This window comes from Novosphingobium guangzhouense (assembly GCF_002896965.1).
In the GTDB taxonomy this organism is placed as follows: domain Bacteria; phylum Pseudomonadota; class Alphaproteobacteria; order Sphingomonadales; family Sphingomonadaceae; genus Novosphingobium; species Novosphingobium guangzhouense.
Genome location: NZ_LYMM01000028.1, coordinates 39104 through 60877, shown reverse-complemented (window position 1 = coordinate 60877; position 21774 = coordinate 39104). Strand labels below are relative to the sequence as shown.

General features: G+C 65.4%; 17 protein-coding genes. 10 read left to right on the top strand and 7 right to left on the bottom strand.

The window, feature by feature from the left end; genetic code table 11:
• Position 1: 1 nt before the first annotated feature.
• Genes A8V01_RS09005 through A8V01_RS08970 form a run of 8 tightly spaced genes read left to right on the top strand, consistent with a single transcriptional unit; the run spans position 2 to position 9163 of the window.
• Positions 2 to 3247, top strand: a complete 3246-nt coding sequence (locus A8V01_RS09005; protein WP_004212878.1) for an efflux RND transporter permease subunit — start codon at positions 2 to 4, stop codon at positions 3245 to 3247.
• Between the two features lie 53 nt (positions 3248 to 3300).
• On the top strand, positions 3301 to 3789 hold the full coding sequence (locus A8V01_RS09000; protein WP_004212879.1) for an SRPBCC domain-containing protein: 489 nt from the start codon (positions 3301 to 3303) through the stop codon (positions 3787 to 3789).
• Complete coding sequence (locus A8V01_RS08995) at positions 3786 to 4163, top strand: hypothetical protein (RefSeq protein ID WP_103095546.1); 378 nt, start codon at positions 3786 to 3788, stop codon at positions 4161 to 4163. Before A8V01_RS09000 ends, A8V01_RS08995 begins: the two co-directional genes overlap by 4 nt.
• A gap of 47 nt (positions 4164 to 4210) precedes the next feature.
• Positions 4211 to 4624 carry a hypothetical protein gene (locus A8V01_RS08990; protein WP_004212881.1) on the top strand — a complete coding sequence of 138 codons (414 nt, stop codon included), beginning with the start codon at positions 4211 to 4213 and terminating at the stop codon, positions 4622 to 4624.
• Between the two features lie 3 nt (positions 4625 to 4627).
• Entirely contained in the window at positions 4628 to 5314 is a 687-nt protein-coding gene (locus A8V01_RS08985) for a ZIP family metal transporter (RefSeq protein WP_004212882.1), read from the top strand.
• Complete coding sequence (locus A8V01_RS08980; protein ID WP_004212885.1) at positions 5311 to 5919, top strand: cation efflux transmembrane domain-containing protein; 609 nt, start codon at positions 5311 to 5313, stop codon at positions 5917 to 5919. Before A8V01_RS08985 ends, A8V01_RS08980 begins: the two co-directional genes overlap by 4 nt.
• The gene (locus A8V01_RS08975; RefSeq protein ID WP_004212886.1) at positions 5916 to 8417 is read left to right on the top strand and encodes a heavy metal translocating P-type ATPase; all 2502 of its coding nucleotides are present in this window, start codon (positions 5916 to 5918) and stop codon (positions 8415 to 8417) included. The genes A8V01_RS08980 and A8V01_RS08975 overlap by 4 nt, the downstream gene beginning before the upstream one ends.
• Complete coding sequence (locus tag A8V01_RS08970) at positions 8414 to 9163, top strand: HAD-IIB family hydrolase (protein ID WP_004212890.1); 750 nt, start codon at positions 8414 to 8416, stop codon at positions 9161 to 9163. The genes A8V01_RS08975 and A8V01_RS08970 overlap by 4 nt, the downstream gene beginning before the upstream one ends.
• 196 nt (positions 9164 to 9359) lie before the next feature.
• Here A8V01_RS08970 and A8V01_RS08965 read toward each other — a convergent pair whose 3' ends face one another.
• On the bottom strand, positions 9360 to 12251 hold the full coding sequence (locus tag A8V01_RS08965) for a Tn3 family transposase (RefSeq protein ID WP_036526748.1): 2892 nt from the start codon (positions 12249 to 12251) through the stop codon (positions 9360 to 9362).
• 125 nt (positions 12252 to 12376) lie between these two features.
• On the opposite strand from A8V01_RS08965, the gene A8V01_RS08960 reads away from it, so the two are divergent.
• Together A8V01_RS08960 and A8V01_RS08955 are read left to right on the top strand one after the other, a co-directional pair.
• Positions 12377 to 12997 carry a recombinase family protein gene (locus A8V01_RS08960; protein ID WP_008832583.1) on the top strand — a complete coding sequence of 207 codons (621 nt, stop codon included), beginning with the start codon at positions 12377 to 12379 and terminating at the stop codon, positions 12995 to 12997.
• Positions 12994 to 13524, top strand: a complete 531-nt coding sequence (locus A8V01_RS08955; protein ID WP_007686150.1) for a GNAT family N-acetyltransferase — start codon at positions 12994 to 12996, stop codon at positions 13522 to 13524. The genes A8V01_RS08960 and A8V01_RS08955 overlap by 4 nt, the downstream gene beginning before the upstream one ends.
• Before the next feature lie 66 nt (positions 13525 to 13590).
• Here A8V01_RS08955 and A8V01_RS08950 read toward each other — a convergent pair whose 3' ends face one another.
• The 6 genes from A8V01_RS08950 to A8V01_RS08925 all read right to left on the bottom strand — a co-directional run bounded on the left by A8V01_RS08950 (position 13591) and on the right by A8V01_RS08925 (position 21746).
• A complete protein-coding gene (locus tag A8V01_RS08950; protein WP_007683327.1) occupies positions 13591 to 14853 on the bottom strand; it encodes a hypothetical protein in 1263 nt (420 codons plus the stop codon).
• A gap of 281 nt (positions 14854 to 15134) precedes the next feature.
• Complete coding sequence (locus tag A8V01_RS08945) at positions 15135 to 15539, bottom strand: copper-binding protein (RefSeq protein WP_007406376.1); 405 nt, start codon at positions 15537 to 15539, stop codon at positions 15135 to 15137.
• Positions 15536 to 18679, bottom strand: coding sequence for an efflux RND transporter permease subunit (locus tag A8V01_RS08940; RefSeq protein ID WP_016746446.1), 3144 nt, complete (start codon positions 18677 to 18679; stop codon positions 15536 to 15538). Before A8V01_RS08940 ends, A8V01_RS08945 begins: the two co-directional genes overlap by 4 nt.
• The gene (locus A8V01_RS08935) at positions 18676 to 20166 is read right to left on the bottom strand and encodes an efflux RND transporter periplasmic adaptor subunit (RefSeq protein WP_007406384.1); all 1491 of its coding nucleotides are present in this window, start codon (positions 20164 to 20166) and stop codon (positions 18676 to 18678) included. Before A8V01_RS08935 ends, A8V01_RS08940 begins: the two co-directional genes overlap by 4 nt.
• The gene (locus tag A8V01_RS08930; protein WP_103095557.1) at positions 20163 to 21425 is read right to left on the bottom strand and encodes a TolC family protein; all 1263 of its coding nucleotides are present in this window, start codon (positions 21423 to 21425) and stop codon (positions 20163 to 20165) included. Before A8V01_RS08930 ends, A8V01_RS08935 begins: the two co-directional genes overlap by 4 nt.
• A 63-nt stretch (positions 21426 to 21488) precedes the next feature.
• Positions 21489 to 21746 carry a hypothetical protein gene (locus A8V01_RS08925; RefSeq protein ID WP_007683334.1) on the bottom strand — a complete coding sequence of 86 codons (258 nt, stop codon included), beginning with the start codon at positions 21744 to 21746 and terminating at the stop codon, positions 21489 to 21491.
• Positions 21747 to 21774 lie beyond the last annotated feature (28 nt).

Genomic DNA, 21774 nt, shown 5'->3' with positions numbered 1-21774 from the left:
CATGATCGCCCGTATCGTAACCTGGGCGGTCGAGAAGCGCTGGCTAGTCCTGCTCCTCACCGTCATCGTCGCCGCCATCGGCGCCTTTTCCCTCTACCGGCTACCGATCGACGCGGTGCCGGACATCACCAACAATCAGGTCCAGATCAACGTCCGCGCGCCTGCCCTCTCGCCCGAGCTGGTCGAGAAGCAGGTGTCGTTTCCAATCGAAACCGCGCTCGCCGGCACCCCCGGCCTGGAATATACGCGCTCGTTGAGCCGCAACGGCTTCGCGCAGATCACGGCGGTCTTTTCGGACGCGACGGACATCTATTTCGCCCGCCAGCAGGTGGGCGAGCGTCTGCGGGGCGTGCAAGAGAATCTGCCCGACGGCGTGAACCCTGAAATGGGTCCGATCGCGACAGGCCTGGGCGAGGTGTACATGTACACCGTTCGTCTCGATCATCGCGAGGACGACAAGCACAAGCCCGGTGAACCGGGCCAACAGCCCGATGGCAGCTACATCACGCCAGAGGGCGAGCGACTGACGACCGAAGAGGACAAGGCGACCTACCTGCGCACCGCGCAGGACTGGATCGTGACGCCGCTTCTGAAGACCACACCGGGCCTCGCCGGTGTCGACTCGATTGGCGGTTACGCCAAGCAGTTCCTCGTCGTGCCCGACGTGCAGAAGCTGGCCTCGCTCGGCATCACGCTGACGGACCTGGGAAATGCGCTGGAGCGCAATAACACCAGCGTCGGCGGTGGCTTCGTCAATCGCAATGGCGAAGGTCTGGCTGTTCGCTCGGATGCGCTCGTTCGCAATGCCAGCGAGTTGGCCAGGACCGTGATCGCGACACGTAACGGCGTGCCGATCACGGTCGAACAAGTTGCGACTGTGAAGACGGGTCAGGCGATCCGCATGGGTTCGGCATCGGAGAACGGTACCGAAGTCGTCGTCGGCACGGCGATCATGCGGATCGGCGAGAACAGCCGCATCGTGTCGACCGCGGTCGCTGAGAAACTGAAGACGATCAACGCTTCGCTGCCTCCTGACGTCGTAATTCAGCCGGTGCTGAACCGCACCGAGCTGGTCAATTCGACGATCAAGACGGTCGCGAAAAACCTGTCCGAAGGCGCGGTGCTGGTCATCGTCGTGCTCTTCCTGCTGCTCGGCAACTTCCGTGCGGCCCTGATCGCGGCGTTGGTCATCCCGATCACCATGATGCTGACAGGCTTTGGTATGCTGCGCGCTGGGGTCTCGGCCAATCTGATGAGCCTTGGGGCTTTGGACTTCGGTCTGATCGTCGACGGCGCCGTCATCATTGTCGAAAACGCGCTGCGCCGGCTTGCCGAGCAACAGCATCATGAAGGCCGATTGCTCAGCGTCAAGGAACGGCTCGCGACCGTGGCAGCCGCTGCGCGTGAGATGATCCGTCCCTCTGTGTACGGGCAGGCAATCATCATCCTCGTCTACGTACCGCTGCTCACGCTGACCGGCGTGGAGGGTAAAACGTTCGGACCGATGGCGCTGACCGTCATCATCGCGCTCGCCTTCGCCTTCATCCTCTCTCTCACCTTCGTGCCGGCGATGATTGCGATCTGGCTGTCGAAGAAGGTCGAGGAGAAGGACGGCCGCATCATCACGTGGCTGAAGAAGCGCTACGAACCCGGTCTCGACCGGGCCATGAAGCGCCCGACGCTGACGATCGGTGCGGGTGTGGGAAGCCTTGTGGTGGCGGCGCTTGCTTTCACTACGCTCGGCTCGGTGTTCCTGCCGCAGCTCGACGAAGGCGATTTGCTGATCCAGTCGCTCCGCATTCCGGCAACGTCGGTCCAGCAGAGCCAGGCGATGCAGGTGCCGATCGAGCGGATGATGTCGAAGCAGCCGGAGGTGCAATTCGTCTATTCCAAGACGGGCACCGCCGAGCTGGCGGCCGACCCGATGCCGCCGAACGCGACCGACATGTTCGTCATCCTGAAGCCGCGCAAGGATTGGCCGGATCCTGAGCTTCCCAAGGAGGAGCTGGTCAGCCGGATCGAGGGTAATCTCGCGAAGATTCCGGGAAATGCCTACGAGATCACCCAGCCCATCCAGATGCGCTTCAACGAGCTGATCGCCGGCGTGCGCGGCGACATCGCGGTGAAGGTGTTCGGGGACGACTTCAACCAGATGAACCGGACGGCCGAGCAAATCGCGGCGGTGCTGCGCAGAACGCAAGGCGCAGCGGACGTGAAGGTGGAGCAGACGACCGGTCTTCCCATGCTCGACATTCGCGTCAACCGCGACGCGATGGCGCGGTTGGGCGTTACGGCTCAGGATGTGCAGGACACCGTGACTGCGACGATCGGCGGGCGAACATCGGGCCAGATCTTCGAGGGCGACCGTCGCTTCCCCGTGGTGATCCGCCTGTCGGAGGCGCAGCGTGCCGACATCGGCCTGCTCCAACAGGTGCAGGTGCCGGTGGCAGGCGGCGGCTATGTACCGCTGTCCAGCGTCGCCGAGATCAAGGTGGTCGATGGTCCGAACCAGATCAGCCGCGAGAACGGCAAGCGGCGCGTGGTGGTGCAAGCCAACGTGCGTGGCCGCGACGTCGGATCCGTCGTGGCGGATGCGCAGGCGGCGATCGGCAGCCAACTCCGGCTGCCTGCCGGCACCTATCTCGAATGGGGCGGCCAGTTCGAGAACCTCCAATCGGCAAGCGAACGGCTGAAGCTGGTCATTCCGGCTTGCTTCATCTTGATCCTGCTGCTCCTCTACGGGGCGTTGGGATCGGTCCGCGACGCCGCGATCGTGTTCACCGGCGTGCCTTTCGCGCTGGTGGGCGGCGTCCTGTTGCTGTTCCTGCGGGGCATGGACTTCTCGATCTCGGCGGCAGTGGGCTTCATCGCCCTCTCGGGCATCGCGGTCCTCAACGGCCTCGTCATGGTCAGCTCGATCCAAGATCTGATCCGATCAGGGATGAGCCGCGAGGAAGCCGCGCATGTTGGCGCGATGCAGCGTCTGCGACCCGTCATCATGACCGCGCTAGTCGCCAGCCTCGGCTTCGTGCCGATGGCGCTGGGCGAAGGCGCCGGCGCAGAGGTTCAAAAGCCTTTGGCGACGGTCGTCATCGGCGGTCTGATCTCGGCGACGCTTCTTACGCTGTTCGTGCTGCCGACACTCTATGCCCGGTTCGGGCAGAAAGTGATCGAGAAACCCGAGCACTACAATGAGGAGCATGAAGGGGACGACCACGGTCAGACCTTCGTGAACAACTTGGCCTGATGGATGGGCGGGGCGATCCGCGATCGCCCCGCCCATCTCTGGGAGATGGGGATATGCCTCGCACCATAACCAGCTCGATGCTTCACGGCGGGCCACTGCGCATCTGGTCGGCACTCACCGATCCGGATCATCGCCGGGCGTGGAGTCCGCTCGTATTTCTCGATGATCCGTCCCGGCTCGGCGACACAGAATGCACCTTTGCGATCCAGGGCATCACCCGGCCAATTCGGACGCCAGCACGGATTGATCGATTCGATAAACCGCACGCCTTCGCTTGGTCCTGCGGCATCCCCTATCTGTTCACGCTCGAAGAGCGGTACGAGCTGGCGGGGGACGATGGCGGCACCAGGCTAACGCATAGCTGCACGCTGCGCGGGGCGCTCTCCCTGCCGTTCGCGGCGATGATGTTGCGCCGCCTGCGATCCCTGATGGTCGAATCTGACGATCGCCTCGCAACCTATCTCCGCTGGCGGGTAGGTCAGCCTGCCCGGGCTATCAATCGTCAGCGCGTCCCCTTCCGCTACAGGAGGAAGGCGCGATGATGATGCACTGTAAGCGGGTGCTGCCCGCCGTCATCCTCGTTGTCGGGCTCGCGGCGTGCTCGGAAAGAAAGCCGCCAGCCCCGCCAACGGAGCAGCAGATCCATTCGCCCGACAGCGCCGTGGCGACCGGGGAAATGGGGCGGCATAGATATCGCTGTTCCGACGGGGAACCGCTGTTCGTCGATTACAAGGACAACGGCCTGCAGATCGATTTGCGGCGCTCCAACGGGGGACCGCCGATGATGCTGACCGCGCCAGCGCAGGGCCTGCAATATGTCGGCGAAACAGCCACCGCGACCTTCAAGGGGTCGCAGCTCACCATCGTGGAAGGCGATGGCCGTACCCGGATCTGCGAGCAGGAAGGCACGCGATGAACTGCCCTGCCTTCGAACGCCACAGGGCGCTTCGTCGGAAGAGACCGATGTCTGACACGTCGATTTCAAATGTGACAACCTTGTGCGGCCTGAATCGGGCCGGTCTGGCGATCGCGCGCCTCGGCGTCGTTCTCGTCTCCGGGGCGGTTATAGGGGCGTGTAATCCAGCGCCGACCCAGCCTACCGAGCCGGCGCATGAAAAGCATCTGACGTCGAAACTAATCGCGCAGCGCATCATGTACTGCGACGACGGCACACGCGCCGATGTCGACTTCATCGATGACGGCTTGAAAATGGCCGTCACCTGGCTGCCGAAGGGCAGGACCGAGATCCTGCGCGCGCAGCGAACCGGTGACGAGTTTCGCGGCGACCATTCGCGGGCTGTCGTGGCGGGCGGATCGATCGCGTTCACGCGACGCGGGAAGATCCGCGTCTGCCACCGAACCCCGGAGGAGTCCTAGGAAATGCAGGCACTGCTCTATACGCTTGCGCCTGTGCTGGCGGTCGTGCTCGGCGCGATTGTCGCGAGCCGCACCAAGTTGAAACCTGGCCTCGTGGCGGGCCTACAGCATCTCGCTGCCGGCGTCGTGTTCGCGGCGGCAGCGACCGAAATCCTGCCGCAGGTCAAGCATGAGGCATCGCCCAGCGCGACGTTGATCGGCGGGGCGGCGGGCGTCGCGACCATGCTGGGGCTCAAGGCTCTTGAGGCCCGCTTCAAGGGGCCGATGGCGCTACTCGCCGCGATCGGCATCGACATTCTGGTCGACGGCCTGGTGCTCGGCCTCGCTTTCGTGGCGGGCGAGAAGGCAGGTCTCCTGCTGACGATCGCGCTCACTCTGGAAGTGTTATTTCTGGGACTGACGCTGACCGACGAGCTGGCGGAAACCTATCGCTCGCGCTTGCGCATCATCGTGATCGTCTCGGCATTGGCCCTGCTGCTGCCGATCGGCGCGCTCGCTGCCGTGCCTGTCGCCGCGCTGTCGCCGGTGATGATCGCCGGCTTCCTCAGCTTCGGGCTGATGGCGCTGCTCTACCTCGTCACGGAGGAGTTGCTGGTCGAGGCGCACGAGAAACCCGACACCCCGCTCATCAGCTCGATGTTTTTCGTCGGCTTCCTGGCCCTGCTGACACTTGAGGAGATGATGGGATGATCCCGGGCAACGACAACAATGGCGGGCAGGAGCGCCGCACACTGTGGATCGTCCTGCTGCTGAACGCGGCGATCGCTGCGGGCTTCTTCGTTTCCGGCTTCTTCGCGGACTCGAGCGCGCTGATCGCCAACGGCGTCGACAACCTGTCCGATACGGCTGTGTATGCGCTGAGCCTTGTGGCGCTCACCCGGGGCCAGACATGGAAGACACGCGCCGCGGTCGCTTCGGGCGTCATGCTGCTGATCTTCGCGGGCGGCATCTTGATCGATGTCGGACGGCGCTACGTGCAGGGCAGCGAGCCCATCGGACCTACCATGATGGTCATGTCCGCGATCGCCGGCGTCGTGAATTACCTCTGCCTGCGGCTGCTCCAGCGCCTCAAGGATCCGGACGTCAATCTCCGGGCCGCAACCACCTTCAGCTTCAACGACTTCATTTCCAACGGCGGCATCCTGATCGCCGGCGTGCTGGTGCTGTGGTTGGGTACCAATTGGCCGGACCTGCTGGTCGGCTTCGCCACCGCCATCATCGCCATCAAGGGCGGTGTCGAAATCCTGCGCGACGCGCGCGCCGAAACCAAGAAAAGCGAAAGGAGGTCGTCATGAACGACAAGCTCGAACTCGACATTCCAGTGTTGTTGCCGGACCTTCCTGACGCGGCCGATGCCTGCCTGGACCGTCTCGTATCAACCCTGTCAAAGCGCGAAGGTGTCGAGCGGGCGCATGTGATCTGTCTCGACGGCAACACGCCAGCGGCGCTGTGCATCCATTTCGATGCCGCCAAGCTGCCGCTGCCACGGTTGCGCGAAATGGTGCGCGCCGCAGGTGCCGAAATCACCGAGCGCTACGGCCATGCGATCTGGCAGGTGACGGGGATCAACCACGAACGTCGGGCGCGCACGGTCAGCGATGCGCTGTGCGCCTTGCCCGGCGTGGTCCAGGCAAGCGCCAGCACCAGCGGGTCTGTCCGGGTCGAATATGATCGCCGCGAAACCACCGAAGAGGAGGTGCGCGCTGCGCTTCGCAAGCTGAAGGTGAGGGTGGGCAAGCGGGTCGCTGCCGATGAACATGCCGGCCACGACCACGGCCCCGGGGGCCACGGCGCGGGCGAAGAGAAGCACGGCCCCGGCGATGGCCACGACCATAGCCACGCCGAATTTCTCGGCCCCAATACCGAGCTGATCTTCGCGCTCGCCTGTGGCGCGCTGCTGGGGATCGGCTACGCGATCGAGAGGCTGGTCGCTGGCGCGCCCGAATGGCTGCCGACCGCCTGCTATATCGCAGCCTATTTCTTCGGCGGATTCTTCACGCTGCGCGAGGCGATCGACAACCTCCGGATGAAGAAGTTCGAGATCGACACGCTGATGTTGGTCGCTGCGGCCGGCGCCGCTGCGCTGGGCGCATGGGCCGAAGGTGCGCTGCTGCTGTTCCTGTTCAGCCTCGGCCATGCGCTTGAGCATTATGCAATGGGCCGCGCCAAGAAGGCGATCGAGGCGCTGGCGAAGCTCGCGCCCGAAACCGCGACCGTGCGACGCGGCGGGCAGACCAGCGAAATCCCGGTCGAGCAGATGGTCGTCGGGGACATTGCCATCGTCCGCCCGAACGAGCGCCTGCCTGCCGACGGCTTCGTCATCAAGGGCACCAGCGCGATCAACCAGGCCCCGGTCACGGGTGAAAGCATCCCGGTCGACAAGGTGCCGGTCGCAGATGCCGCAGCGGCACGCGCCAAGCCCGATGCAGTCGACGCGGAAAGCCGGGTTTTTGCTGGTACGATCAACGGCGGCGGCGCGATCGAGATCGAGGTGACACGCCGTTCCAATGAAAGCGCGCTTGCCAAGGTCGTGAAGATGGTGAGCGAAGCGGAGACGCAGAAGTCGCCGACGCAGCGCTTCACCGACCGGTTCGAACGGATCTTCGTGCCCGCCGTCCTGGTCCTGTCAGTGCTCCTGCTGTTCGCATGGGTGGTCGTCGACGAGCCGTTCCGCGACAGCTTCTATCGCGCGATGGCGGTGCTGGTGGCGGCAAGCCCGTGCGCGCTCGCGATCGCAACGCCGAGCGCGGTCCTGTCGGGCGTTGCCCGTGCAGCGCGGGGCGGCGTGCTCGTGAAGGGCGGTGCACCGCTCGAAAACCTCGGGTCGCTCAAAGCGATCGCTTTCGACAAGACGGGCACGCTGACCGAAGGTCGTCCGCGCATCACTGATGTCGTGCCCGTCGATGGCGCCGATGAAGGCGAGTTGCTGGCGCTGGCTGTCGCCGTCGAAGCGTTGAGCGACCATCCCCTGGCCCAAGCGATCGTCAAGGACGGCCGCGAACGTCTGAACGATCGTGCCGTGCCGACTGCCGGCGACCTCAAGAGCCTGACCGGTCGGGGCGTCACCGCGAGCGTGGATGGCGAGACGGTGTGGATCGGCAAGGCCGAGATGTTCGGAAGTGAGGGCATTCCGGCGCTGGGGCAGGGCGCGCAGGACGCAATCGCGAAGCTGCGCGAGAACGGCCGCACGACAATGGTGGTCCGCAAGGGGGACCGCGACCTGGGCGCGATCGGCCTGATGGACACGCCTCGCGAAGCTGCCAAGACCGCGTTGCGTCGGCTGCACGAGATGGGCGTGTCGCGGATGATAATGATCTCCGGCGATCACCAGAAAGTCGCCGAAGCGATCGCCGACGAAGTCGGGATCGACGAAGCGTGGGGCGACCTCATGCCCGAAGACAAGGTTGCCGCGATCAAGAAGCTCGCCGGCGAAGACAAGGTCGCGATGGTGGGCGACGGCGTGAACGATGCGCCGGCGATGGCAAGCGCCACGGTCGGCATCGCGATGGGCGCGGCGGGGTCGGACGTTGCGCTGGAGACAGCCGACGTGGCGCTGATGGCCGACGATCTGGCGCACCTGCCATTCGCAGTCGGTCTTAGCCGCCATACCCGTGGAATCATCCGGCAGAACGTCTTCGTCAGCCTGGGTGTCGTCGCCTTCCTGGTGCCTGCTACCATCCTCGGCCTCGGCATTGGGCCAGCGGTGGCGGTTCATGAGGGATCGACGCTGCTCGTCGTCATCAATGCGCTCAGGCTGCTCGCCTACCGCGATCCGGCAGGGAAGGCGGCATGAAGTGGCTGATCGCCTTCGACCTCGACGGCACGCTTGCCGAGAGCAAGCGGCCGTTATCGGAGGATATGGCCGCAATCCTCGCCCGATTGCTCGCCATCACGGATGTGGCGGTGATCTCGGGCGGGGACTGGCCGCAGTTCGAAAAGCAGATCGCCTCGCGCCTTCCTGCCGGCGTCGCGCTCGACCGTCTCTGGTTGATGCCGACCACAGGCACGAAACTCTATCGGTTCATCAATGGCGCTTGGCGCGCGGTCTATGCCGAACTGTTCGACGACGCGGAGAAGGCGAAGATCCGCACGGCCTTCGATCAGGCGCTGACCGATGCCGGTCTCGCCGACGAACGTATCTGGGGCGAACGGATCGAGGACCGGGGCAGCCAGATCACCTTTTCGGGCCTGGGGCAGGCAGCGCCGCTGAAGGAAAAGGAAGCGTGGGATCCTGACCGAAAGAAGAGGACCGCGTTGCAGGCCACGTTGCGCGCGAAGCTGCCGGAGCTCTCGATCAATCTCGGTGGCACGACATCGATCGACGTGACCAGAGCAGGGATCGACAAGGGCTATGGCCTGAAGCGCCTGAGTGCCGAGAGCGGTGTCCCGCTCGACGGGATGCTGTTCATTGGGGATGCGATATTCCCCGGTGGGAATGACTATCCCGCTGCTGAAATCGGCCTCGACACAGTGAGGGTGCGCGACGTCGCGGAAACCACCGCCGTCGTGACCGCCATCATCGCGTGTCTGCACCGATAGGATCAAGATACATGGTCGGCTCCATCGCGGAATGCCGCATTGTCAAAGCTCTGGCTTCTGTCGCTTAGGGCAGCGCTTCCTAAAACGAAAAGAAGGCAATGTGCGCGTCTCCGCGAACAAAGCCTCCAGCGATCAATCTAAGAGATTCCGCCGCGCTTCTCAATCGTAGGGGGCGTTTGCGGGAGGGGGCGGAATCCTACGCTAAGGATTTGGGCCAGCGATATTCCCCGGTTAGATTGATGTGTTCCCATCCCAACGGCGAGACGTGGGCGAGTAGATCAGGCGCGATATGGGTACCGCTGGCGGCCCGGGTATTGACGACCTCGCCGAGCTTCATGGTGTTCCAGAATATGATGATGGCGGCGAGCAGGTTCATTCCGGCGATGCGATAGTGCTGGCCTTCGCCGGATCGATCCCGGATTTCACCTCGGCGGTGGAAGCTGATGGCGCGCTTTAGGGCGTGGTGGGCCTCACCCTTGTTGAGGCCGATCTGAGCCTGGCGCTGGAGGCCGGCATCAAGAATCCAGTCGATCATGAACAGGGTTCGCTCGATGCGGCCCACCTCTCGCAATGCGAGGGCCAGCTCATTCTGGCGCGGGTAAGAGGCGAGCTTGCGAAGAATCTGGCTGGGGGCGACGATCCCCGCTGCGATCGTCGCCATGATGCGCAGGATGTCGGGCCAGTTGCGCTCGATGAGCGGTTCATTGATCTTACCTCCGACCAGCGCTCGCACATTGGCCGGCGTCGCGTTGGGCGTGAAGGCATAGAGTCTTTTCTGAGGGAGATCGCGGATACGGGGGGCGAACCTGTAGCCGAGCAAGGCGCAGGCGGCGAACACATGATCGGTGAAGCCGCCCGTGTCGGCAAAATGCTGGCGAACGCGGCGGCCCGCGTCATTCATGAGCAGCCCGTCCAGGATATAGGGAGCCTCGCTGACCGTTGCCGGGATCACCTGGGTTGCGAACGGCGCATATTGATCGGACACATGGCTGTATCCCTTGAGGCCCGGGACGTTGCCATATTTCGCGTTGATCAGATTCATCGCCTCGCCCTGCTCGGTAGCAAGGAAGAACTGCCCGTCGCTGGATGCCGATTGCCCTTGTCCCCAGAGGGCGGCCATGGGCAGGGCGGCGTGGGCCTCCACGATCATGGCGAGCGCCCGATCATAGGCGCTGCCTTCGACATGCCAGCGCGCGATCCGCAGCAATTCCCAGAAGCTGTGCGTGTTGGTCGCCGCCGCCATCTTGCGCAAACCGAGATTGACGCCTTCCGCCAGCAACACGTTCATCAGGCCGATCCGGTCGCTGCAGGGCGCGCCGGTGCGCAGATGCGTGAACGCCTCGGAAAATCCGGTTCGCTCATCGACTTCCAGCAACAGATCGGTGATCCTCGCGGGCGGGAGCTGTTGATAGAGATCGAGCACGAGATCCTCGGCCCCTTCGGGCGTGTCGGCCCTCAGCTTGTCGATGTGCAGCTTGCCGTTCTCGATGATGCCGCCTGGGATCGTGCCGGTTCGCGCCGCGCGGCCAAACTCCTTCAGCCGTGTATCCAGTCGAGCCCTGCGCTCGGCCAGCCATTCGCCGGGTCGCAGCGGCACGGCGAGCCGCGCGGTCTGCTCTATCGCCTGTGGCGGGACCAGAAGCTGCTTGAGGTCGCCATAGCGGCGCGATCCCGCCAACCATATGTCACCGGACCGGAAGGCGTCGCGGATGTGGAACAGCACCGCGATTTCCCAAAGCCGGTGGTCGCCGCTGGGCTCAGCGCGAAGATGACGATGCCATTTCGAGTTGGGACGTAGAAAATCCACCGGCGGATCGACCTTGATCCCGTTACGCAGCATCGCAACGGCCGCCAGAAGAGGCGTGGCGATCGGCGCCGCCTGCATGTCGAGCAGGCGCAGCATCCTGGGCGCGTAGAGGCGGAAACGGTGATAGCCGTCCAGCACACGGCTGAGCGGGTCGGCCGCGAGCACGTTGGTCAGCGCGGAGGCCGTGGCGACAAGGGTTCTGAACCGTTCCCAGCCAGGCCCGGTGGCGATTATCCCGTCCAGGGCCGTGCCATCGTCCTGCGCTCCAAGCAAAGCACCACCGATTTCGGCAAAGGACTTCAGCGTGTCCCGAACGGCCGCCTTTTCGTCGGCGATCCTGGTGTTGCAAAGGCGTTCGGAGGCCCGATAGAGACGGCCTACGATGCGATCGTGGGTCTCCACGATGACATCGGCCAGCGATGACCGCCATTCCAGGGTGCAGACAGCGAGGATCGCAAGCCGCCTGTCTTCGGGCAGATCACGCATGCCGTCGGCGTAATAGCGCTCGCCCTGCCGGCGAAGCCGGGTCACACGATGCGCCGGCACGCCGTCCAGCAAATCCGCCGGAAGATCGAACCTTTGAAGATATTCCAGTCGATCCATCAGCCGGTTAGCGGCTGCTGAATTTGCGCCAACCTCGAACTGTCGCAGCCATACGAAGCGCGTGACGCGACCATCCACCGTATCCTCCAACAGGTGAGCCAAATTCTCGCTCAGGGTTGGCGTGATGCGATGGGCGATAAGATCCTCGATCCGGCGCTCGGCCTCAACCAGCGCATCGGCGCAAAGGCGCTCGATCGTCGAGGAGCCGGGAAGGATCGTGCGGGTGCGGCGACACTCCGCAACGAAGCGACGGGCAAGATCCTCATTCGATGTCGCCGCCTCGGCTTCCCGAGCGATCCATTCGCGCAAATCCCGTGCGCCCCGCCCCGAAAAGGAGCGATAGCCGTAGATTCGGCGAAGGTCCGCCAGATGCTCGTGCCGGGTCTCCTCGCGCGCGGCATAGAGGAGTAGATCGTCGCTGGTCAGGCCGAGCTGGGCCGCGATGAAATCCGATACCTGCGCCGGGATCAACTCGCCAGGAGCGAGCACCCGGCCCGGGTAGCGCAGGACGCACAGTTGCAGCGCGAAGCCAAAACGATTGTGGGCGCGCCGGCGCTGGCGGATATGCCCGAGATCCTCATCGCTGAGGGTATAGTGCCGCAGCAGCTCACCTTGATCGACCGGCAAGTGAAGCAGCGCCTCGCGCTGTCGATCGGTCAGGGTCACGCGACGCGGCATACATGCTCCTTATTCTTTCCGAGCTACGGTTTGAGATAGCTTGATTGAGATGCTGGTTAAGATACACAATAGCCCAATCTTATGTGCTCATGTTCGTCACCGCCTCAAACCTTCGTTTGTGATCCATGCTGATCGGCTACGCCCGCGTGTCCAAAGCCGACGGCTCGCAGTCGCTCGACCTGCAGCACGATGCCCTTCGCGCTGCCGGTGTCGAGCCAGGCAATATCTATGATGATCGTGCATCCGGTAGCCGTGATGATCGCCCCGGTCTTGCCGCCTGCCTGAAATCGTTGCGCGACGGCGATGTCCTCATCGTTTGGAAGCTCGACCGGCTCGGCCGAACGCTCACCCACCTGGTCAGCACGGTGCAGAATCTGTCGGATCGCGGTATCGGTCTGCGGGTGCTCACCGGCAAGGGCGCGCAGATCGACACCACGACGCCATCGGGCCGGATGGTGTTCGGCATTTTTGCCACACTGGCGGAGTTTGAGCGGGATATGATCCGCGAGCGCACCATGGCTGGCCTGGCCGCTGCCCGCGCGCGGGGACGCAAGGGTGGCCGCAAGTTCGCCCTCTCCAAGGCCCAGGTGCGGCTCGCTCAGGCTGCTATGGCCCAACGCGACACGTCCGTTTCCGACCTCTGCAAGGAACTCGGGATCGAGCGCGTCACTCTCTACCGCTATGTCGGTCCCAACGGGGAACTCCGGGATTACGGTCAGCGCGTGCTTGCTGCCAAAACGCGATGATGATGACGGGAGCCCCGATCAAACTTACCCAAGCGGACGCCGCAGACGTTGCAGACCTGTACAACCGTTGCAGCGACTATTTCCTGTTGCAGGACGGGGCCGCGCCCACGCTGGACGATGCTCGCGAGCTTTTCTCCGATGTGCCGCCCGAAAAGAGCGCCCACAATCAAGCTGTCCTGGGATGGAAGGGGCCTGGCGGCCTATATGCAATCGCGGCCATCCTCCGCGATTATCCGCGTGATGGCACATGGTATCTCGGCTTCATGATCGTAGATGCCGCACAGCGTGGTCGTGGCGTCGGACGCTCAATTTACTCGACGGTCGAAAGCTGGGCCGCTGCGAGAGGTGCCACAGAGATTCGGTTGGCCGTGCTGGAAGCGAATGAAGCGGCAGAGCGATTTTGGCGTTCTCTCGGCTTCATTGAGTATCGGCGCGTTGGGCCAGACACCTTCAAAATGCGTAGCCATCGCCGGATAGAACTGAGCCGTCGCCTTTCTGGCGCGACCGTAGAAGGCAGCAACAAGTAAGATCTCGCGCCGGCTATCTGGGCGAGCTTGGCGTAGGATTCCGCCCCCTCCCGCAAACGCCCCCTTTCAGGGAAGGGGGCTTGAGATCGCCTTGATGGCCTTCAATCCCGTTCCAAAACGAGCGATCGCGTCCCTGTTTCTCTCCAGCTCGCCATAGGGCAGATAGGCGAAGTCGAGATCGGCAATACGGCTGAAAGCCGGGCGACGGAGTTGCGCGCGAACGTCCTGCTCGCGCGCATTCGGTGCGACCAGGAATAGCCCGGCGGCAGCGTGCAGATCGCTCCCCGACAGCGCCAGATCGAGCATGCGCACGATCCCCGAGTAGATCGAGGTCGAATGTTCAACCTCGAACGCGGCGGCGACGCCGTCGCCACCCTTCGCCAGCCACAACACGTCGATGAGGCGGATCGAGTCCGCTCCGGGAGAGGTCGCAATGGCGTCTGGAAGGCGCTCGAGGCATCCCTGTCCAAGCGGGCAGCCAGCGTGAAGTCGACCGCGGTCATTGGCGGCGATCCACACATCGTAACCGAGGGCATGGCCGAGGTCGCGCAGCCAGGCCTGGATTTCGGCGTGCGTGCGATCGGTTTCGCCCTGCGCGGCGGCTGTCTTGTCGAGCCGGCTTGCCTCCGCTCTGGCATGTTCCAATCTGCCGAGCCAGTCGTCGGCCGCCGTTGCGTCATCCTCCAGCGGTGGCGCGGGATAGCGGCCCGAGCCAATGTCGAACAACAGTCCGCCGATCGCGCCGAGATCGTTGGAGAGCAACTCGCGGTAACGGTCGTTGAGGTCGAGGATGCCGGCGCGCATGGCGAGAAAATGATCCCATGACCCGAGCTTCACCTTGGCGCCGGTGACGGCATTGTAGCCCTTGACGATCGCGGTATTGAAGGGCGGCACCAGCGTCGGGTGAAGGAAATAGAGCAGGTTGGCCGCCGCCGGCCCCAGCCCCTTGATCTTGAGCGCGTCTATGCTGCGGATGTGGCTGATGATCTCCTCGGCGGTATCGCAGCACGAGCAATTGTCGAGCAGGCGACCGAACGCCCGCTGGTTGTCCGGGCTTTCGTAGATGTCTGGAATGCGCAGCTTGGGCTTCCACAGCCAGGCATGGTCGGCGCCCTTGAAGATCTGCCGCTGTTCGGCGATCGAGTGGACAACCGTTTCCAGTGACGAGCCGCGATAGGCGACGCCGAACCGCCCACTTTCGATTTCTGCGACCACCTGCTGCAGCCCGCGACGGATGGAGCGGAAGTTTTTCAGCCGTTCGTCCCACAGAAACCAGGAGCGATAGGTGGCGCCGGGATCGTCTCGCCAACGACGGACAAGCTCGCTCACGAGATCATGATGTGTCGCGGGTAACAAGGTCATACTGGCTGGGTCATCTAAACTGGGCTCCTTGCCGTTCAGGCTATCGCGAGCAAGGGCGGCTTGCACGTTCAATGTGCGATCCGCGAAGCGTGCTCAAATTGTCGGTGATCGCGCAGGGAAACGCCGCTGGCATTGGGCGTTGCCGGTCGCAACCGTCGACCGGGCGCACAGCCAGGCAGACGGCCGGCACGGGCGTCGCCGCCCGGGAGCGGCGACGCAACCAGCTTTTTCCGGTCGAACTTAGCGGATCACTGCTTTGCGATCGCGGTGACCTCGCCATCGCTGCCCTTGAGCGAGAGGTCGAAATCGACCTTGTCGCCGACCTTGACCGCATCGGTGATCGACGGCGCGGCCTTGAACGCCATCGTCATCGCGGGCCACTTGGCCTCCGGGATCGGACCATGATCGAGCGTGATCGTGCCTGCCGCCTTGTCGATCGCGGTGACGGTGCCATGGCCCTTGGCCTTGATCGCGGCGTTCGCGTCAGGCGCCATCGACATGTTGCCCATGTCGCCGCTCATGGTCGCGGCGGGCGCCGCCTCGTTGGTCTCAGTCGCAACGGGGGCCTCCGCCTTCTTGCCGCACGCGGCAGTCAGGGCGGCGAGGCCGAGGGCAATGGTCAGTCGTGCATGGTTCATCGTCTTCTCCTTCATGATGAAACGGGTTGAGGGATGGGATCGGTCTTGGGCCGGCGCAACAGCAGATAGGCGGCGGGCAGGACGAACATTGAGAGCAAGGGCGCGGTCAGCATGCCGCCGATCATCGGCGCGGCAATCCGGCTCATGACCTCCGAACCCGCGCCTGATCCCAGCAGGATCGGCAGCAGGCCGGCCAGGATCACCGCCACCGTCATCGCCTTGGGACGGACGCGCAGCAGCGCGCCTTCGCGCACGGCGGCCTCGACTTCGGCGGCGTCCGGATTTGCGGTGTGCTCCGCCAGCGCGTTCTTGAGATAGATCAGCATCACCACCCCGAACTCGGCGGAGATGCCGGCGAGCGCGATGAACCCGACCCCGGTGGCAACCGACTGGTTGAACCCCAGCAGATAGAGCGTCCAGATGCCGCCGGTCAGCGCGAACGGCAGCGTGCCCATGATCAGCGCAGCCTCGTCGAAGCGGCCGAAGATCAGGTAGAGCAGCACGAAGATGATCAGCAGCGTCGCGGGCACGACCAGCTTCAACCGGTCGACTGCGCGCTCGAGATATTCGAACTGGCCCGAATAGGCGATGCTGACCCCCGGCGAGAGCCGAACCTGTCTCGCCACCGCGCGTTGCAGATCGCCAACCACCGAGGCGAGATCGCGCCCGCGCACATCGACATAGACCCAGGTCGAGGGCCGGGCATTCTCGGTCTTGAGCATCGGCGGCCCTTCGGCGATCGTGACATTGGCGACCGTGCCGAGGGTGATCTGCTGGCCCGCGGGCGTCAGGATCGGTAGCCCCCGCAGCCCGTCGAGGCTGTCGCGCAATTCGCGCGGATAGCGCACGCTGATCGGGTAGCGGGCGAGGCCCTCGACCGTCTCGCCGATCGTCTCGCCGCCGATCGCGCCGGAGACGATGGCCTGGACGTCGGCGATGTTGAGCCCGAACCGCGCGGCGGCGGCGCGGTCTATGTCGACATCGACATAGCGTCCGCCGGTCAGCCGCTCGGCGAGCGCCGAGCTGACGCCGGGCACGCTCCTGGCCACGGTCTCGACATCATGCGCGATGCGGTCGAGCTCGGCGAGGTCACTGCCCGACACCTTGACCCCGATCGGGCTCTTGATGCCCGTCGCGAGCATGTCGATGCGGTTGCGGATCGGCGGCACCCAGATATTGGCGAGACCCGGAAGCTTCACCCGGCGATCGAGCTCGTCGACAAGGCGTTCGGGCGTCATGCCCGACCGCCACTGGTCGCGGGGCTTGAATTGGATCGTCGTCTCGAACATTTCGAGCGGCGCGGGATCGGTCGCGGTCTCGGCGCGGCCGGCCTTGCCGAACACGCTTTCGACTTCGGGCACGGTCTTGATCAGGCGGTCGGTCTGCTGGAGCAGCTCACTCGCCTTGGCGGCCGAGAGGCCCGGCAGCGCCGAGGGCATGTAGAGCAGGTCGCCCTCGTCGAGATTGGGCATGAACTCGCCGCCGAGCCGGCTGAGCGGCCAGGCCGTGGTGGCGAACACCAGAGCCGCGATCAGCAGCACTGCCTTGGGCCGCTTCATCGTCCAGTCGATCGCGGGCCGGTAGATATTGGTGAGCCAGCGATTGACCGGATTGGCCTGCTCGGCCGGAATGCGGCCCCGGATCAGCCAGCCCATCAGGATCGGCACCAGGGTCACCGACAGGATCGCGGCCGCGCCCATCGCATAGGTCTTGGTGAAGGCGAGCGGCGCGAACAGCCGGCCTTCCTGCGCCTCCAGGGTGAAGACCGGAATGAACGACAGCGTGATGATCAGCAGGCTGAAGAACAGCGCCGGCCCGACCTCGGCCGCCGCCTCGGTGACGACGATCCAGCGCATCTCGCCATCGAGATGTCTGTCCGGGTGATCCTGCTCCCAGCGTTCGATCCTCTTGTGGGCGTTCTCGATCATGACGACCGCCGCATCCACCATCGCGCCGATGGCGATGGCGATGCCGCCCAGCGACATGATGTTGGCGTTCACCCCCTGGAACCGCATTACGACGAACGCGGCCAGCACACCGAGCGGCAAGGTCAGGATCGCGACCAGCGCCGAGCGGACGTGCCAGAGGAACAGGGCGCAGACCAATGCGACGACGATGAACTCCTCGACCAGCTTGCGGGTGAGGTTCTCGACCGCGCGATCGATCAGCTGCGAGCGGTCATAGACCGTGACCACCTCGACGCCCGGCGGCAGGCTTTTCCTGAGATCGGCGAGCTTGTCCTTGACCGCCGCGATGGTCTCACGGGCGTTCTTGCCTGACCGAAGAATAACGACGCCGCCGGCGACCTCGCCTTCGCCGTTCAGTTCGGCGATGCCGCGCCGCATCTCGGGGCCGACCTGGATCGTGGCGACATCGCCGAGCCGGACGGGCACGCCGCCCGCCGCAGTCTTGAGCGGGATTGCCCGGAAATCGTCGAGCGTTTTCAGATAGCCCGAGGCGCGGACCATATATTCGGCCTCGGCCATTTCCAGCACCGAGCCGCCGGCTTCCTGATTGGCTTGGCTGATCGCCTGCACTGCCTGGGCGTGGGTTACGCCGTAGGCCGCGAGCTTCACCGGATCGAGCAGCACCTGGTACTGCTTGACCATGCCGCCGATGCTGGCGACTTCGGCCACGCCGGTCACGGTCTTCAGCTCGTAGCGCAGGAACCAGTCCTGCAACCCGCGAAGCTGCGAGAGATCGTGCCGGCCGGTGCGGTCGACCAGCGCATATTCATAGACCCAGCCGACCCCGGTCGCGTCCGGCCCGAGCGCGCTGCGGGCGCTGGCCGGCAACCGACCCTGGACCTGGTTGAGATATTCGAGCACGCGGCTGCGCGCCCAGTAGAGATCGGTGCCGTCCTCGAAGATCACATAGACGAAGCTGTCGCCGAAGAAGCTATAGCCGCGCACCGTCTTGGCGCCGGGCACCGACAGCATGGTGGTGGTGAGCGGATAGGTGATCTGGTTCTCGACGATCTGCGGCGCCTGACCCGGATAGGAAGTGCGGATCACGACCTGCACGTCGGAAAGATCGGGCAGCGCGTCGATCGGGGTCGAGCGCACCGCCCACAGGCCCGCGCCGACCAGCGCGAGCATGCCGAGCACGACGAAGAAGCGGTTCCTCACCGACCAGCGGATGAGATGGGCGATCACTGGCCCGCCACCTTCGCCATATGCCGCAGCGTCGGTCCCGCCGGGGGCCGGTCGAACCCGAACCGGACCCGGTCACCCGCCTTGAAGCCGCGCGCGATGCCCGGATTGGCGAGCGCGAAGGTCATCGTCATCGCCGGCCAGTCGAGCGCGGGAACGGGCTCGTGGCTGAGCGTCACCGAATTGGCCGTGATCCGCTCGATCTTGCCCGTCGTCTCGTACAGCGTGGCTTTCGACGCCGGCGCGGCGATGGTCGCCGATGCCGCACCGCCGCCGATCGGCCGCGCCTCGATTCCCGACAGGCTCGCCTCGGAATCGATCAGGAACTGCCCCGAGACGACGACGTTCTCGCCGGGCGACAGGCCGGCAAGGATCTCGGTCTCGCCGCCTGCCTCGCGGCCGATGCGGACCTCGGCGGGATGATAGCGCCCGTCGCCTGCGGCCAGCATGACGAGCGTGCGCCTGCCCGTGCGGATCACCGCTTCGCTCGGCACCAGCAGCGCCGGCTTGGCATCGCCGCCAAGCGCGACGCTGGCGAACATGCCCGGCCGCAACCGGCCGTCCCGGTTGGGCAGCTCGATCCGCACGGTGAGCGTGCGGCTGTCGGCCTGCGTGGTCGGCAGGATCGCGATCACCCGGCCGGCGAAGCGCTCGCCGGGGAAGCCCGCCAGCGTGGTGCTGGCATTCTGGCCGACCCGGACATCGCCCGCGCGCGCTTCGGGCACCGCGGCATTGAGCCAGACGGTGCCGAGCCCGCTTACCTGGGCGAGCGTCTGGCCCATGGCGAGCGTCACGCCGGCACGGGCGTCGAGCGTCTGGATCGTGCCCGAGATCGGCGTCGTGATCGTCACCACGCCGTTCGGGCGTCCGCTCCGCTCGACGCTGGCGATGAGGCCGTCGGACATGCCCATCAGCCGCAGTCGCTGGCGCGCGGCCGCGGTGAGGTCGGGCTTGCCGAGCCGCCTGACGCTCAGATATTCGGTCTGCGCGCCGCCCCATTCGGGCAGGAGCAGGTCCGCGATCGGCGCGCCGGCGCGGACCACGTCCCCGGGCGCTCGCGCATAGACGCGGCTCACGAACCCGCCCGAACGCGCCTGGATGACGGCGACGTCGCGCTGGTTGAAGTCGATCGTGCCGGTGACCTCGAGGGCCGAGGCAAGGCTGCCCATCTTCGCCGCGACGACCCGCAATCCCAGGCTCTGCCGCGCGGCGGGATCGACGGCGACCGTGGGGGCCGCGCCGGCGCTTCCTCCGTCCGCGTATCGCGGCACGAGCTGCATATCCATGAAGGGCGACTTGCCGGGCTTGTCGAACTTCTGGTTGGGGAACATCGGATCGTACCAGTAAAGGACTTTGCCTGCCCCGGCGGGCGTGGTCGCCTCCGATTGCGGTGCCTGGCGATGGCCAGCCCAATAGCCTGTGCCGCCGGCCAGCAGCGCGACAGCCAGGATCGATGCGCCCCAGCGCAGCGCGGATTTATCGAGCGTCATGGCCGCTCCTCCCCATAGGTGATAGTGATGCGGACCGCGTCGCGCGCGACGTCGGCTTCGCGGTTGAGCGCCTCGACCTCGGCCTCCGCGAGCCCGAGCGTCGTGAGCAGCGCGGCGCCAAGGTCGAGCTTGCCGGCGCCATAGCTGTCGCGGTCGAGCTCGGCGCGGTGCCTGGCGAGTGGCACCAGCGTCTCGCGGGCATTGCGCAACCGGGAGAGATGCATGGCATGGTCTGCGAGATCGGCGTCGAGCTGCGCCACCAGCTCGCGGCGGATCGCCTCGCGGTCGAACCGACCCCCTTGCGCAAGGCTCTCGCTTGCAGCGATCCTGGGGTTCTGGCGCTTGCCGGCGAACAGCGGCAGGTCGATCGACACGCCGACCGAGGCCATGTCGCCGTACATGGGATCGCGCCGGCCATAGGTGACGCCGACCTTCCAGTCGGGGCGCTTGTCGGCGCGCGCGAGACGCACGTCCGCTTCGGCGACTGCGATCCGCGCGTCCTGCGCGCGCAGGGCGGGAAGCGCATCGATTTCGGCCCGCAGCCGGATCGGATCGACATCGAGCATCGGCGGGTCGCCCGTCGCCTGCGGGTCGGGGTCGCCGGTATAGCGCGCGAGCCGGGCCCGCGCCTGCGCCACCACCGCAGCCATCTCGGCGCGGCGATCGGCGATGGCGGCGCGGAGCTGGTCGGGCTCGAGCGCCTGGCTCGGGCGCGCGCTGCCCGACGCCAGGCGTGCGGTCACGGTCTTCTGCAGGTCGTCGAGGCTGGCATCGAGCGGGTCGAGCTGCCGGAGCCGGCGTTCTCCATAATAGAGATCGACCCAGGCGAGGGCGGTCTCGAGCCGCACGTTGCGGCCTTCGACCAGCTCGCCCGCCTCGGCGATACCGATATCGGCCGCGGCGCGCGCGGCGCGTGCATGGCGCTTGGCGAGATTGGGGAAGGTCTGGCTGAACCCGATCGTCGCCATAGTGAAATCGTCGCGCGTGAAGCTGCCGGCATTGGGGCCGCTCACCGGGAAGTTCTGCAGGCCCAGGTCGAGCGTCGGATCGGGCAGGCGATCGGCCGCGACCGCCGAAGAGCGGGCGCCGGCTGTCGCCGCCGCGCGCGCCTTGAGGCTTGGCGCGTTGGCGGCAGCGAGCCTCACTGCCTGCTCGTAGGTGAGCGGGCCGGCCGACACCGGCACGGCCCAGGCGCTCGCAAGCGTCGCACCGATAGAGAGCAACAGGCGTCGCACAGCGCGCCTCGGCATCATGATCATGGATATCATCCCCTCATGACAGAGGCGGCGCGCCAAGATGTGACGCGCCGCTCCGGAGCGGGTTTAGCCCTTGTCCGACCTGACTGCGCCGCGCATGCAGTCGGCGGCGCTTGCCTGCATCATCGCGCAATCGCAGCTGGCCATGTCCCGGCTGTCGGGCACCCATATGCGGACACGCGCAGGGCCAGTCGCCCGCGGACCATATTGCGGCGCCGACCGCCATTCCCAATGGCCTTGCGGCGTGCGGCTCGCGTCGGTTGCAAGCGCAGGCGCGGCGAGACTGAGGGCCGCCACAAGGGCGGCCGGAAGCAGTTTGATCATCACGAAAACCTTTGACTGAAAAGAAGGA